The organism is Enterococcus sp. CSURQ0835, assembly GCF_902706605.1.
In the GTDB taxonomy this organism is placed as follows: Bacteria; Bacillota; Bacilli; order Lactobacillales; family Enterococcaceae; genus Enterococcus_A.
Genome location: NZ_CACSLH010000007.1, coordinates 37264 through 52815, shown reverse-complemented (window position 1 = coordinate 52815; position 15552 = coordinate 37264). Strand labels below are relative to the sequence as shown.

Here is a 15552-nt window from a genome sequence, read left to right as displayed (position 1 = left end):
CTACACTTGATCTGTTTCTGGTTGGATCATCCCTGAAAGAAGTTTCTTCTCGTAGCGATTGTACATCACGATCGCAACGACTCCAAAGATGACCGGTCCTAAAACAGAATAGATCGTTCCTGGAACGTCGCCTTGCATCGCTGGCTGAACCACGGTGAAGACATTGGCAAAACCAACGACAAACGTTACGACTGTTACGGCGATGTTAGCCATCGTTTGACTCTTATAGATCTCAAATGGTTTTTGGATCTCTTTTTTCTTTTTGAATCCGATAAAGGCGATCGCTAAAAACATATATGGTACGGTCATGGAAACATTCGTCATGGAAACTAAAACTTGGAAGAAATATTTCGCGCCACTTCCTCCAAATGAAACTAACGCGATGATCACGATGACGATCACTGCTTGGACTTTCATGGCATTGACTGGCAGATCATTTTTCGTCACAGTCAAATATTTCGGCCAAACTTCTTTTGGTGTTCCTTCGATCAATTGTTTCAATGGTGAGAAGATCAAAGTGAAAAAGGCTCCCGTTAAAGCTAAGAACATTGAAAGTCCCATATAACGTGACACCCAAACACCTAAAGTCACTGAAGCAGCTTCGGTTAAATGAAGCGCGTGGCCTAATTGATAGCCCATGTTGTTCATCGCGATGTACGCGACATTTCCTAACGTTACTTCCGCATCAGAAAACTGAGTAAAGGCAAACGTCCAGTTAGTGAACGTTCCCATCATGAAGATCCCAACGGCATATCCGACTGCGATCACGACTGCTGAGATAGCAACACCTCGAGGAAACGTCACTTCAGCATTTTCAGTTTCATCGACTAACCCGCCGACAACTTCCAGCCCACCATAAGCAAAGATCGCAAAAACTAAAAAGCCAAAGACTTGGATCATGGTTGTGTAATCTGCGTTTGGTGAAACAAAGAAGGCTTGTGGACTCAAAGGCTGAGCCATCTTACCGTTTAGCAGCAAGATCGCTAAGCCGCCGACAAACAAAATTACATTGATTAACGCCACCGCTGTCCCGCCAATCGACGTAACTTTTTTGATACTGTCTAACCCTTTTGATGAAACAAATGTGATCACGATGATCCAAATAATTCCTAATACTCCTAAAGTTTGTACACCAGACAATCCAAACGGCGTCCACTGCTGCGTCTTATCAACCCCAAAGATCGCATTTGATAATGGAATCCAAATCCCAGAGCCGACATTGACCATCCAAATAATATAGGAAGCATACCACATAAACGTTCCGACAAAAGCAAATTTAGGATTGAATGATTCCGCCATCCAAGAATAGATCCCGCCTTTTTTGTCTTTAAAAGCTGCTCCGTATTCCGATAACATAAATGCAAATGGTAAGAAAAAAGTAACCGCAGCTAAGACATACCACAAAATCGAAGCATAACCCATCAAATAAAATGCGCGGGTGATGTTAGTAAAGCCAAAGACTGAAGTAAAGATCATCAAGATCAATGAGATGAGCGTCAGCTTTTGTTTTTTTCCTTTCGACATAATAAGTCCCTCCATGTTTTCATTTTTTTACCCAGGAACAGTTTAACTCCTTTCAAGTTGATTTTTTCTGTCGTTCCCTACTAAAATGGTAATTGAAAGCATTTTCATTAGCAATCGTTGTTAGCTTTTTTTTAGCAAAGCATCATTCATTCAGCCCGGCTAACGATCTTTTTTTAATAAAGAGGAATGGTTATTTTTTATCAACCTCAAAAAACAGCTCACTCCTTCATTTTTTTGCTTTTCTCGTTGGCCTTTCACTAGACGACTTTTTAAGAATCTTATGAAGAGTCCCTCATAAAAGCGCAACAGCTCCTAGACCAAACTACCGCGCGAAGAAAAAATGACGGTGAATCGTAAACGTGGCTAACTTCTTTTACGCTTGATCCCTCAAACCATTTACAAAAAAATAAAAAAGATCAGGATGCACGTATCCTGATCTTTTGGCGACTTGCTTGCACACGCCTATAAAAGTTATTCGATTGTTTCTTCGGCAAATTGACTGTTGTATAGTTTTTCATAAAAGCCTTGTTGCTGTAACAATTCTTCGTGCGTGCCGTGTTCGATGATCTGACCTTCTTTCATCACTAAGATCAAATCAGCCTCGCGAATCGTTGACAGACGATGGGCGATCACAAAACTAGTTCTGCCTTCCATCACTTTATCCATCGCTTTTTGGATCAAACTTTCTAAGCGCGTATCCACTGAGCTCGTCGCTTCGTCTAAAATCAAAATTTTTGGATCAGAGATCACCGCGCGAGCGATCGTCAACAATTGCTTTTGCCCTAAGGAGACATTATCACCTTCTGCGTTGATCTCCATTTCGTAACCGCCGGGCATCGTGCGAATGAAATGATCGACGTTCGCGGTTTTCGCCGCATCGACTACTTCATAATCGGTCGCTTCCAAACGACCAAAGCGAATATTATCCGCGATCGTTCCTTCATACAACCACGCATCTTGTAAAACCATTCCAAAGAGCGCTCGCACATCGGAACGTTTCATCGCTTGCGTATCGACACCATCGATTAAAATTTTGCCTTCATCCACATCGTAAAAACGCATCAATAAATTGATCAGCGTCGTTTTCCCGGCACCAGTCGGCCCTACGACTGCCACCGTTTCCCCCGCCTTGACAGAAAAGCTCAAATTTTTGATTAATGGCTTTTTCGGATCGTAACTGAAGCTGACATTTTCAAAAGCTACATTCCCAGCAACCGGTGTCTTCATCACCGCCGCTGATTTAACTTCCACTTCTTCTGCTTCATCTAAAATCTCAAACACGCGTTTCGCCGAAGCGGAAGCACTTTGGATCATAGAAGATAATTGGGTGATATCCCCCATCGGTTGACTGACTTGCCAAATGTATTGGATGAACGCTTGCAACTGCCCAACTAAAATCACACCGTGGATCACATTCCAACTACCTAAAACCGCCATCGCGATATAAGTCGCATACGCAGTCAATTGAACTAACGGCTGCATCGTACTAGACACAAACGCTGCGCGAAAACCTGAATGCCGTAATTCATGATTGACTTTTTTAAAGCCGGCTAAGGTTTCTTTTTCGCGACCATATAATTTCAACACGCCAAAACCAGTCATGTTTTCTTGGACATACCCATTCAGCTCGCCCAATGAATTTTGCATCTGTTGGAAATCTTTTTGCGAGACTTGGACGATCTTGCGTGAGATCAAAAGCGAGGTTGGGATCATAATCATGGAGATCACGGCCATCAGTGGATTGATATAAAACATCATCAAGATGGCAAAAAAGATTCCCAGCACAGCGTTGACTGACTTTACGATCGCTTGTTGTAACGCATTGCTCACCGCGTCCACATCATTGGTCACACGCGATAAAATATTACCTTGCTGATTTTTATCAAAGTACGAAACTGGCAAACGGTTGATCTTAGTTTCGATCGCTTCTCGCAGATCACGCATCGCATTTTGAACGACATTGGCCATCAGCCATCCCGTCGCAAGCTGCGTGCCGCAATAAATGATCCCGACGATGACCACCACTACGAGCCATTTAAAGACATACGCAAAGTTAATGGCTTCTCCTTGCTGAACATTTTTAGCGACCTCGGTTGTCGGAAGCCCCGTTAAATACGGGACGAGCGTTCCTAAGATCAAAGTCACGATCGCAAAAAACAACACGAGGTAAAAGGTTTTTTTGTACGGATTAATGTAGTGCATCAACCGTTTTAAAGAAGAAAACTTTCTCATCCTAATTCCTCCTCTGACAATTGAGAGGCTGCGATCGCATGATAGATCGGACACGTTTGCAATAATTCTTCGTGCGTTCCGATCCCGACGACATCGCCTTCGTTTAAGACAACGATCTTATCGGCATGCATGATCGTCCCCACTCGTTGTGCCACGATCAAAACAGTCGAGGCCGTCGTTTCTTTTTTCAACCGAGTCCGCAATTTTGCGTCCGTCTGGTAATCGAGTGCCGAAAAACTATCATCAAAAATATAGATCTCTGGTCGGCGGATCACCGCTCGAGCGATCGACAGCCGTTGCTTTTGGCCGCCAGAAAAATTACTGCCGCCTTCTGCTAAACGTTCGTCAAAGCCCGCTGCTTTTTGCGAAATGAATTCGGCTGCTTGCGCGATTTCAGCCGCTTGCTCTAATTCCGTTTGACTCGCATCTTTTTTCCCGTAACGCAAATTTTCAGCGATCGTCCCCGTAAACAACTGTGCTTTTTGCGGAATATACCCGATCTTTTTGCGCAATGCTTTTAAATCATACTTGCGGACATCGATCCCATCGACTAACACTTGCCCTTCTGTCACATCATAAAAACGCGGGATCAATTGAATCAAGGTTGATTTACCAGAACCCGTACTGCCGATAAAAGCTACGGTCTCGCCAGGACTGGCGGTAAAACTCACATCTCGGATCACTGGACTTTCCGCATGACCGGGATAGGCAAAGGTCACATTTTTAAATTCCAAATACCCTTTTTGCTCGGTCTCTCGCACGCCATCTTTGGGATCTGTGATAACAGGTTGTTGATCAAACACCTCTTGAATCCGTAACGCAGAAACATTCGCTCGCGGATACATCATAAAGACCGTGGCAAACAACATGAATGAAAACAGCGCGTGAAAAATATATTCAATAAACGCGATCAAAGTACCGATTTCTAATTGGCCATGATCGATCTGCAATGTTCCATTCCAAATGATCAAGACCATCACGATATTAAATAGGAAGAAAAATCCCGGTTGCGCGATCGCCATCAAATGAAACAAGCTGCGTGAACTGTCTGCGTACGCATCGTTGACTTTCCGAAAGCGCGTCTCTTCAAATTTTTCTTTGACAAATGCTCGGATCACCCGCAAGCCAGCTAGATTTTCTCGTAAAATACTGTTGATGTTATCGAGATTTTTTTGCTGCTTACTGGAAAGTGGCTCTGAATATTTCGCGATTAAAATAACTGCCAGCAACAAGATCGGCAGCGAACCCAAAACATAGATCCCGAGACTCGGGCTAGTCCGCATGATCAAATACAAACTCGCACCAAACATCATGGGAGTCATAAAACCCATATTCAAAATATTTTGCATGAACAACATGATCTGATACGCATCGTTAGTCGTTCGCGTGATAAGTGAAGAGACGCCTAACGTTTCATATTCCGTGTGAGAAAACGTTTGGACTTTTGCAAACAAATCATCGCGAATATCAGCGACCATCCGCGAAGTGATCTGTGAACTGACGTAGCGTAACAAAATATTTAGCAAGACACCGACGACCGTAATCGCGATCATCACCAGTGCCATTTTTTGAATATAACCGAAATCTTTTTGGCCGATCCCGCGATCGATCATCGACGCCAAGATCGTTGGCAAGCCCAGCTCGATCAAAATAAAACCGAACACACTGATAAAATCCAACAACAACAACTTTTTATAGCGCAACGTATAGCGCCACATCAATTTCATTTAATCCCTTCTTTCTGTAATCCAATACTTTCAATATACCATATTTGTTTTCAGGAAAGATACCAAAATTTAGCTTTCAGTTGATCGCTGCACAATGAACTAGCAGAAAGAAGATTTTTTCAACTGGGCTGCTCACTGAATCGCACAAGACTAAAAATTTCACCGCGCTAACTGGAACAACTTTCTGGTCGATCAGTTCACTTTGATCGCTGCTTAGTTTCTATACTTCTGCTTTATTCTGTGATAAACTAAAAGCACTTGTTATAACACTCGGTGAAAGATGTAACCAGCAGAAAGCAAAGTCAAGGCTTTCTCTCAGTGAACTAGAGTTTTCTTTTTGACTGAGCATAAAATTTTTTAGGCGGCACGAGCCCCTCATTTTGTTGTGGAAAAATACTGCTAGAAGCAGATAAAGGAGATTTTTTATGATTTTCAAAGTTTATTATCAAGAAACCAAAGAACGCAATCCCAAAAGAGAGCAAACGCATTCGGTTTACGTTGAAGCAACAGACGAAGTAACCGTCCGTGAATTGATGCGCGAGCACACCCCATATAATGTGGAATACGTTCAACTTTTAGAAGGCAGTCATCTTGATTACGAGAAAGAACATGCCGACTTTAAGTTGATGGAGTTCTAAGATGAAGTTATCGCTGAAAAACAACGAGACAGGTGTTTTCGCGATCGGTGGTCTAGGTGAGATTGGAAAAAATATGTATGGGGTCCAATTTCAAGATGAGATCATCATCATCGATGCCGGGATCAAATTCCCGGAAGACGATCTGTTAGGGATTGATTATGTCATTCCTGAATACAGCTATGTCGTTCAAAATATCAACAAAGTCAAAGCACTCGTCATCACACACGGGCATGAAGATCACATCGGTGGCGTGCCTTATTTATTAAAAAAAGCCAACATTCCCGTTTACGGCGGACCGTTAGCTTTATCATTGATCCGCAACAAGTTAGACGAACATGGTTTACTGCGCGATGCGGAATTACACGAGATCACGGAAGATACGGTGATCCGTTTCCGCAAAACGTCGGTCAGCTTTTTTAGAACGACCCACAGTATTCCAGATCCATTAGGCGTCGTCGTCAAAACACCGTCAGGCAACATTGTCGAGACAGGCGATTTTAAATTTGACTTCACACCAGTGGGCGAGCCTGCTAATCTACACAAGATGGCAAAGCTCGGTGAAGAAGGCGTCTTGTGTTTATTATCTGACAGTACGAACGCGGAAATCCCAACGTTTACAAAATCAGAAAAAACGATCGGCACCTCGATTTTACACATCGTGGAAAAAATCAAAGGTCGGATCATCTTCGCGACGTTTGCTTCAAATATTTTCCGTCTGCAACAAGCAGCCGATGCCGCGGTCGCCACTGGACGTAAGATCGCAGTCTTTGGCCGCAGTATGGAAAACGCCATCGTCAATGGACAAAACTTGGGCTACATCAATGTCCCTGATGGAACATTTGTCGATTCGCACGAGATCAACCGCATCCCAGCTAATGAACTGTTGATCTTATGTACCGGCTCCCAAGGTGAACCAATGGCCGCCCTTAGCCGGATCGCCAACGGAACACACCGTCAGATTCAAATTCAACCAGAAGATACCGTGATCTTTTCTAGTTCACCGATCCCTGGTAACACGACGAGTGTCAATCATTTGATCAATCTATTATCAGAAGCTGGCGCTGAAGTGATTCACGGTAAAGTCAACAACATTCATACTTCTGGTCACGGCAGTCAGCAAGAACAAAAATTGATGCTCCGTTTGATGAAACCAAAATATTTCGTGCCGATCCACGGCGAGTTCCGGATGTTGAAGATCCACGCGGGACTAGCCCAAGATACCGGCGTGCCGGAAGAAAATTGTTTTATTATGGAAAACGGCGACATGTTAGCTCTCACCGCGGACTCCGCTCGACCATGCGGCCACTTTAATGCCAGTGACGTTTATGTCGACGGCAGCGGGATCGGCGACATCGGCAACGTCGTCTTACGTGATCGCCGCATTTTATCTGAAGAAGGCTTAGTCGTTGCCGTTACCACTGTGGACATTGCGAAAAAAGAAGTCTTAGCTGGTCCTGACATTTTATCTCGTGGTTTTGTTTACATGCGAGAATCAGGCGAAATGATCAGTGAAGGCCAACGAATTTTATTCCACGCGTTACGCGAAGCATTGAACTCGCCTAACTGTACGGAAGGGAAATTAAAAGACGCGATGGTTTCAGCCTTACAACCATTTTTATTTGATGAAACGGAACGGCATCCGATGATCATTCCGATGATCATGACGCCTGACAAATAAAATTTAGTAATCCAAAGAAGCGCAGCTAACAAGCCGTGCTTCTTTTTTGTCTCTTATAAAAAAAACTAGTGCTGTTGATTTGATAATTTTAATAAATTTAGCGAAAGCGCTTTGCTTTATGCGATTTAAATTATTTTTTTAACTGAATTTAAGATATGGGATTGACAAAAGCACTAAAAATCGTGAAAATGGAAAATAGATATAAAATAGTAAGATTTTGTTGGTTATTTAATACACTACAGAGTCTGTTGTTTTGAGTAATAAAAAATAGGAGTCGATAACATGGTAAGAACTAAACGAGTCCATCGCGATCAAATCATCGATGGCGCTTATCAACTAATCATCAAAGAAGGCTTTAAAAAATTTCACGCTCGCAACATCGCCCAACAAGTCGCTTGTTCGACCCAACCGATTTATCGCGAATTTCATAACTTGGCTGAACTAAAAACAGTTTTGACCCGCCGCATCATCGCCAAGTATTCTGATTTTTTAGAAGATCAGCAGCCAAAAAACATCCACGAATTGACCAACACGATCGTCAACTACGCCAACGACTACCCCGAAGAATTTCAGCGCTTCTTTTTACAAGACAAAGAGACCATCGACGCGGTCAAACAAATCACCCAAGACGTCTTCTCTCGTTTAGAATTTGGTCCATCCCAGCAAAAAATCAATTTGATGTTCCCACTTTACTGGCAGTACTGCATCGGAAAAGCAGTCTTGATGGCCAATCACTTAGAAGAAATTTCTGATGAAAGTGAATTATTAGCCATTTTATTCCAATAACGAATGCTCGATTCAAACCCACTTACTGTGTTCGTTATCCTAAAGCAAAAAAATCCCCCTGAAAGCCGAGGCTCCAGGGGATTTTTTGGTTTATTGTTTTTCAACGTTCGTAGCTTGTGGTCCACGATCGCTTTCTTCAACATCAAAAGTTACTGCTTGACCTTCTTCAAGTGTTTTGAAGCCGTCGCCTTGGATAGCTGAGAAATGTACGAATACATCGCTGCCATCTTCGCGTGTGATAAAGCCAAACCCTTTTTCTGCGTTAAACCATTTTACTGTTCCATTTTCCATGAATCTGTTCCTCCTCGTGCGTCTGCACTTATTGATTGTAACATTGCTCAGTACGATAGAGATGATACTGTGTTTCACCCGTTTCATCAAATCAAACAAAATTACATTAATAGTGTACCACTTGTTGATTCTTTTTTGCAAGGGTTCTCAATTTGCTAATCCCAATAATTTTCTTCCCGCAAGCTGAAATATTTTTCTTCCCCGACGATCACGTGGTCTAACACCTCGATTCCCATCATTTCACCGCAGTCACGAATGCGTTTTGTAAAAACTAGATCATTTTTTGACGGCAGTGGATTGCCGCTGGGATGATTATGGCCTAAAACGATCCGAGCTGCACTGATCCGCACCGCTTCTTTAAAAATCTCTCGTGGGTGAGCGATCGATTGATTCAAAGAACCGATAAAAATCGTTTTTTGTAAGATGACTTCATTTTTCGTATTTAAAAACAACGCGACTAAGTGTTCTTGTTGCAATCCGCGTAAATGTTCCATCAGTGTCTGACCTACCCCAAAACTAGAATGGACTTGCCCTAGCTTCGGCTGTTTAGCTATAGTGACGCGCCGACCAAACTCTAGTGCAGCTTTTAACTCAGCCGCTTTGACTTTGCCGATCCCGTTAAACGTCATCAACTCAGGAATCGAAAGCTCTTTTAACCGGTAAAGATCAGAGACACTTCGTAAGATGCTACCAGCGAGTTCCATCACGTTTTGACTCGTCGAACCACTCCGTAAGAGAATCGCTAAAAGTTCTTGATCCGAGAGATTTTTTTCGCCAACGCGCAACAAACGTTCTCGTGGCCAAGAACTTTCTGGCAGTGCTCGCAATAAACTTTTTTCGTTCATCAAAAAAACTCCTTTGCTGCTCTTTATCAAAGCTACGCAAAGGAGCGGGACTTATTTTTTTAAGTAGCTGATCACTGCATGCAGATCAGGTAGTACGGCATGCACTTTTTCAGTTAGTTCTGGTGAAGCGGGAATGCGGTCTGGGATCATCACTACGGGGATCTGGGCTGCTTCAGCTGCTAAGATCCCATTATGAGAATCTTCTAGGACTAGCGTTGTCTCAGCGTTCGTTTCTAATTTAGTTAGTGCCAGTTGAAAAATCTCAGGATCGGGTTTGGCGCGCTTGACATCATCTGCTGAAACGATGGCGGCAAAACGTTCAGTCAACCCCGCTTTGTTCAACAGTGTTTCGATCACTGGACGCTGGTTACTAGAAGCTAACACGCGCGGAATGTTTTCTGCTGCTAAAAAATCTAGCAATTCTTTTGCCCCGGGTTTCAATGGCGCACCTTGTGTGTTGAAGGTCTTTAGCGCTAATGCATACGATTCGTCGATAAATTTTTGCACATTCGCTTTTCCGTGAGCCGCAAAGATCTCATGATAATTTTGCCACAATTCTTCATCTGACACCCCGATAAAACGATCATACAACGCTTCGTCATATTGAAAATTCATTTTATCTGCAATGACTTGCGATGCATCATAATAAATCTGTTCTGTATCAAACAACAACCCATCCATGTCAAAAATAATTCCACTAACTTTTTTCATTGGCTCCTCCTATGTCTAACAATAAATTTCGAACTTCGGCTACAAAATACAATGAACCAGTCACCAGCAAAAGATCATCAGCCTCCAAATTCCCCAAGAGTTCCCCTAAACCAAACTGCCACAGCGATACAACGGTGAAGCGTTCATTTTCACGATCGTCATATTGACTGAGATCCAGAGCTCCGGGATACTCAAAGGTCGTTAAATAAATTCGGACATTCGGAATCGTCCGTAGCTCGGTTAACATCAATGAGATATCTTTGCGTTCTAGTGCAGAAAATAAAACTTTGATGTTATACGTTTTAAATTCTTGTTTAACATTTTCAACGAGCCGCTTCATCGCATGGCCATTATGAGCGCCGTCTAACACGATCAATGGTTCATCACTGATTTTTTCCATCCGCGCAGGCCACTGCGCATGCAGCAACCCTTTGCGCACATTTTTTTCTTCAAACGGCAACTTTTGCAATTCACAATACAAACGATACAACTCAATGGCAACACCGGCATTTTCCGTTTGATGCCGACCGAGTAACGGCACTTTGAGCTTTTTGAAAGTTCCCGTAACATCGGAAAAATCAAACAGCTCGCCCCATCCCGGATCAGGATGCAAATACGTGACCGTATACTCACGATCATAACGGTAGAGAGTCGCTTTTTGAGCAGCGACAGTTTCTTCAATTGCTAAGAGTGGTCCTTGCGCAATCTTTCCAGTCACCACTGGTACTCCATTTTTAATGATCCCAGCTTTTTGGGCGGCGATTTCCGTTAACGAATCACCTAAGATCTCCGTATGGTCATACCCGATCGTGGTGATCGCAGTTAACAGCGGCTCCACAACGTTCGTTGAATCTAGTAAACCGCCTAAACCGACTTCGATGACAGCTACGTCAACTTTTTCTGTCAAAAAATAATCCAGTGCTAACGCCGTGATCAATTCAAATTCCGTGATCCCACCTAGTGCTTCGTCTTCATCCAACGCGTTGACGAGCGGCTGATACTTTTCCACATACGCAACTAGCTTGTCATCTGGGATCGGTTCCGCATTGATGGCGATTCGTTCATTGAATTCTTCGATGTAAGGCGATGTGAAGCTGCCGACACACAAGCCGCTTTCTTCTAACAGACTGCGCAAATAGGCGACGGTGGACCCTTTGCCGTTCGTCCCGGCGATGTGGATCACCGGCACTTTTTTTTCAGGATTTCCAACTTTATCTAATAATGCTTGGACTCGTTTTAAACCTGGTCGTGAACCAAATTTTTGACGACTGTGAATCCAAGCGATCGCTTGCTCGATTGTCATTTTATTCACCTCGCATTCATTATAGCAAAGTTTGTCAGATACGCGAAACGTTGCAAGAAGACACCGACAGTTTGCTAAAAAAGTGCGTCATCAGCTGTTAGTCTACAACTTGATGACGCACTTTTAAACTTTATACTCCGCTGAACGATTGACTTACTGGATCGTCCGTAAACTTTCGATTCGGTCACTGACAGCTGCTTGTTTTTCTAAATAATCTTTTTCTTTCGCGCGTTCTTCGGCGACGACAGTTTCGGGTGCATTGTTGACAAAGCGTTCGTTAGCTAATTTGCCTTGGACCCGTTTGACTTCGCCCGTCCATTTCGCTAGTTCTTTTTCCAAGCGTTTGATCTCTTCTTTGATATCGATCAAACCTTCTAGTGGTAAATAAATCTCTGCGCCCGTCAACACCGCAGACATCGCTAGATCAGGTGCGGTAATATCAGCTGCGATCACTAACTCTTCTGGATTACAGAAACGTTCGATGTAGCTCGTATTTTCCGTCAAGAAACGATCCACATTCGCATCGCTGGTTTTGATCAATAGTGTGATCGGTTTTGAAAGTGGTGTGTTGACCTCAGCCCGAACGTTCCGTACTGAACGGATCAATTCTTTCAAGACTTCCATCCCTTTGGCAGCTGTTTCATCGTTATTGGCTGATTCAACGACTGGATATGCGGCAACAACAAGTGACTCGCCTTCATGAGGAAGTTTTTCCCAGATCTCTTCAGTCACAAACGGCATGATCGGATGCAACAAGCGTAACGTTTGATCTAAGACGTGGACTAAGATACTCTTAGTCGTTTTTTGTGCAGCTGCATCATCGCCATACAAAATTTCTTTACTCATCTCGATATACCAGTCACAAAAGTCATCCCATACGAAATTATACAATTGCCGACCAGCTTCGCCAAATTCAAAATGATCAAACAAGTCCGTCACTTTTTCGATCGTTTCATTCAAACGCGTCAAGATCCAGCGATCCGCCACCGTTTTTTCACCTGTTAAATCAAGATCAGCTTTCGTAAAGTCTTCGATGTTCATGATCACAAAACGTGACGCATTCCAAATTTTATTGATAAAATTCCACGCGGCATCCATTTTTTCATAACTGAAACGAACATCTTGACCAGGTGCTGAACCATTTGATAAAAACCAGCGCAACGCATCGGCACCATATTGATCGATGACATCCATCGGGTCGATCCCGTTTCCGAGAGATTTGCTCATCTTGCGGCCTTGTTCATCACGAATCAAACCATGGATCAACACATTTTCAAATGGACGCTCATGAGTGAATTCCAAACTTTGGAAGATCATGCGGCTGACCCAGAAGAAAATAATATCGTACCCCGTAACCAATGTATTGGTCGGGAAGTAGCGTTTGTAATCTTCGCTTTCGGTATCCGGCCAACCCATCGTTGAAAACGGCCATAAAGCAGAAGAGAACCACGTATCTAACACATCGGGATCTTGTTCCCAGTTTTCAATGTCTTTTGGTTCTTCCATGCCGACATACGTTTCGCCGGTTTGTTTGTTGTACCAAGCTGGAATGCGATGTCCCCACCATAATTGACGTGAGATCACCCAGTCATGGACGTTATCCATCCAATTTAAAAATGTTTGATTAAAGCGCGGTGGGAAAAATTCGACTTTATCGTCAGTTGCTTGGTTTTCGATCGCAGCTTTGGCAAGAGGTGCCATCTTCACGAACCATTGCGTCGACAAACGCGGTTCGACTACCACACCAGAACGTTCAGAGTGGCCAACACTGTGAACCATTTTTTCAACGTTCAACAAGTAACCGGCTTCTTTCAAATCGCTAACGATCGCTTTCCGAGCAGCAAAACGATCCATCCCAGCATACTTGCCGGCTAAATCATTCATTGTTCCATCATCATTCATCACATTGACCCGTGGAAGATCATGGCGATTACCGACTTCAAAGTCATTCGGGTCATGCGCCGGTGTGATCTTCACCGCCCCGGTTCCAAATTCCATATCGACATAACTATCGGCGATGATCGGAATTTCTTTATCGACTAACGGTAAGATCGCCGTTTTACCGACTAAATCTTTGTAACGCGCGTCATCTGGATGAACGGCGATCGCAGTATCCCCTAACATCGTTTCAGGTCGCGTCGTCGCGATCTCTAAACTGCCGCTGCCATCAGTCAATGGATAATTGACATGATAAAAAGCACCTTCGACATCTTTATGGATCACTTCGATATCTGACAATGCGGTGCGGGCTTTCGGATCCCAGTTGATGATATACTCGCCGCGATAGATCAAATCTTTTTCATAAAGTGCGACAAAAACTTTCCGGACTGCGTCAGATAACCCGTCATCTAACGTAAAACGTTCCCGCTTATAATCAAGTGAAAGGCCAAGTTTTGCCCACTGCTCGCGAATGTGGGTCGCGTATTCTTCTTTCCACTCCCACACTTTGTCGACAAATTTTTCGCGGCCAAGATCATAACGTGAGACGCCTTGCTCCCGTAATTTTTCTTCCACTTTGGCTTGAGTGGCGATTCCGGCATGATCCATCCCTGGTAACCACAACGTATCAAAACCTTGCATCCGTTTTTGCCGAATGATCATATCTTGTAACGTCGTATCCCAAGCGTGACCCAAGTGCAATTTGCCGGTAACGTTTGGCGGCGGGATCACGATCGAATACGGTTTGGCTTTTTTGTCTTCTGACGGCTTGAACAAATCTTGGTCGAGCCATTTTTGGTAACGACCCGCTTCGACTTCTTGCGGGTTAAATTTGGTTGGTAAATTTTCCATCAGCATGTCCTCCTCAAAAATAAAAAACGTCCTAAAACACGATTCGTGTTTTAGGACGTAAACTACGCGGTACCACCTAAATTGCAGAAAAAATCATTCTGCCGCTTAACATGATTAACGCTCATGACACGCAGGCTCATCCTGATACTCCCAAGCTACCTTCTGCAAGTAAAAGTAAAGATGTCCCAGCCGTGCATCTTCTCTCTAGAACTTTTGTCCTGCATACTCCTCTTGTTCTTCGTATGCCTCTCATTCTACAATGAAGCCTACCACTTGTAAAGTCTCACTCTGATTGTTCATCAAAATAAATCAACGTTTGTAATTCCGTCGTCAGATCGATGTAATGAACATTGACTGTTGGCGGCACATCGACTGGGTCTGGTGCAAAATTCAAAATCGCCGTCAGTCCACTTTTCACGATCGCGTTGACCGCCGCTTGCGAGAATTGACTCGGCACCGTCGAGATCGCCACCGAAATATTTTCTTGCGCGACTAACTGCGGTAAATTTTCCAGTGGCTGAATGATCTGTCCGGCTACTTCTCGACCAATTTTTTCCGGATCGTTATCAAATGCACAACTAATATTCAAATTAGCATTGCGGCGAAAATTATTTTTCAGCAACGCTTGACCGAGATTACCGCAACCGATCAAAGCGATTCGCTTTTCATCGTGAACATCTAACAGTTCGTTGAACACTTTGATCAAATACGCGACATCGTAGCCATAACCGCTGCGACCTAGTTCCCCGACTTGAGAAAAATCCCGGCGAATCGTTGCCGAGCCGACTTGAGTCAACCGACTGAACTCCGAAGATCTTATTTTTGTGACACCGGCTGTATTCAATTCATTCAAGCAGCGCAAATAAAGTGATAAACGTTTAGCCGCTGCTTTTGAGAGATGTGGTTTTTCAATTAATTTTACCATTGCGCGACTCCTTTGTTAATATTTTCACATATCATTTTAGCACGAACTCGGTCATTGTACAATCCACAATTTCTTACTCGTGATGCCCCGCTTGAAATTTAA

The 15552-nt window shown here is 43.5% G+C and carries 12 protein-coding genes and 1 other annotated feature; of the genes, 3 read left to right on the top strand and 9 right to left on the bottom strand.

Features of this window, described 5'->3' with window-relative positions; all coding sequences use genetic code 11:
• The 3 genes from yjeM to GVJ38_RS04560 form a co-directional block, all read right to left on the bottom strand.
• Entirely contained in the window at positions 1–1524 is a 1524-nt protein-coding gene (gene yjeM, locus GVJ38_RS04570; RefSeq protein WP_159721999.1) for a glutamate/gamma-aminobutyrate family transporter YjeM, read from the bottom strand.
• Between the two features lie 471 nt (positions 1525–1995).
• Complete coding sequence (locus GVJ38_RS04565; protein ID WP_159721998.1) at positions 1996–3756, bottom strand: ABC transporter ATP-binding protein; 1761 nt, start codon at positions 3754–3756, stop codon at positions 1996–1998.
• On the bottom strand, positions 3753–5483 hold the full coding sequence (locus tag GVJ38_RS04560; RefSeq protein WP_159721997.1) for an ABC transporter ATP-binding protein: 1731 nt from the start codon (positions 5481–5483) through the stop codon (positions 3753–3755). Before GVJ38_RS04560 ends, GVJ38_RS04565 begins: the two co-directional genes overlap by 4 nt.
• Positions 5484–5908: 425 nt before the next feature.
• Here GVJ38_RS04560 and GVJ38_RS04555 point away from each other — a divergent pair, with 425 nt between their 5' ends.
• From GVJ38_RS04555 to GVJ38_RS04545, 3 genes are all read left to right on the top strand, one after another.
• The gene (locus GVJ38_RS04555; RefSeq protein WP_159721996.1) at positions 5909–6121 is read left to right on the top strand and encodes a DNA-directed RNA polymerase subunit epsilon; all 213 of its coding nucleotides are present in this window, start codon (positions 5909–5911) and stop codon (positions 6119–6121) included.
• Between the two features lies 1 nt (position 6122).
• The gene (rnjA, locus tag GVJ38_RS04550; protein ID WP_159721995.1) at positions 6123–7799 is read left to right on the top strand and encodes a ribonuclease J1; all 1677 of its coding nucleotides are present in this window, start codon (positions 6123–6125) and stop codon (positions 7797–7799) included.
• A 282-nt stretch (positions 7800–8081) separates the two neighbouring features.
• Positions 8082–8585 (top strand): TetR/AcrR family transcriptional regulator, encoded by a 504-nt coding sequence (locus tag GVJ38_RS04545; RefSeq protein WP_159721994.1) that lies wholly within the window; start codon positions 8082–8084, stop codon positions 8583–8585.
• Between the two features lie 90 nt (positions 8586–8675).
• Here the strand turns inward: GVJ38_RS04545 and GVJ38_RS04540 are convergent, their stop codons facing one another.
• From GVJ38_RS04540 to GVJ38_RS04515, 6 genes are all read right to left on the bottom strand, one after another.
• A complete protein-coding gene (locus tag GVJ38_RS04540; RefSeq protein WP_159721993.1) occupies positions 8676–8876 on the bottom strand; it encodes a cold-shock protein in 201 nt (66 codons plus the stop codon).
• A 155-nt stretch (positions 8877–9031) separates the two neighbouring features.
• The gene (gene radC, locus GVJ38_RS04535; protein ID WP_159721992.1) at positions 9032–9721 is read right to left on the bottom strand and encodes a RadC family protein; all 690 of its coding nucleotides are present in this window, start codon (positions 9719–9721) and stop codon (positions 9032–9034) included.
• 51 nt (positions 9722–9772) lie between these two features.
• Positions 9773–10432, bottom strand: coding sequence for an HAD family hydrolase (locus GVJ38_RS04530; RefSeq protein WP_159721991.1), 660 nt, complete (start codon positions 10430–10432; stop codon positions 9773–9775).
• Positions 10419–11735, bottom strand: a complete 1317-nt coding sequence (locus tag GVJ38_RS04525; RefSeq protein ID WP_159721990.1) for a bifunctional folylpolyglutamate synthase/dihydrofolate synthase — start codon at positions 11733–11735, stop codon at positions 10419–10421. Before GVJ38_RS04525 ends, GVJ38_RS04530 begins: the two co-directional genes overlap by 14 nt.
• A 153-nt stretch (positions 11736–11888) precedes the next feature.
• Positions 11889–14531, bottom strand: coding sequence for a valine--tRNA ligase (locus GVJ38_RS04520; RefSeq protein WP_159721989.1), 2643 nt, complete (start codon positions 14529–14531; stop codon positions 11889–11891).
• A 42-nt stretch (positions 14532–14573) separates the two neighbouring features.
• Positions 14574–14773, bottom strand: a binding site (T-box leader).
• Between the two features lie 35 nt (positions 14774–14808).
• The gene (locus GVJ38_RS04515; RefSeq protein ID WP_159721988.1) at positions 14809–15450 is read right to left on the bottom strand and encodes a redox-sensing transcriptional repressor Rex; all 642 of its coding nucleotides are present in this window, start codon (positions 15448–15450) and stop codon (positions 14809–14811) included.
• Positions 15451–15552 lie beyond the last annotated feature (102 nt).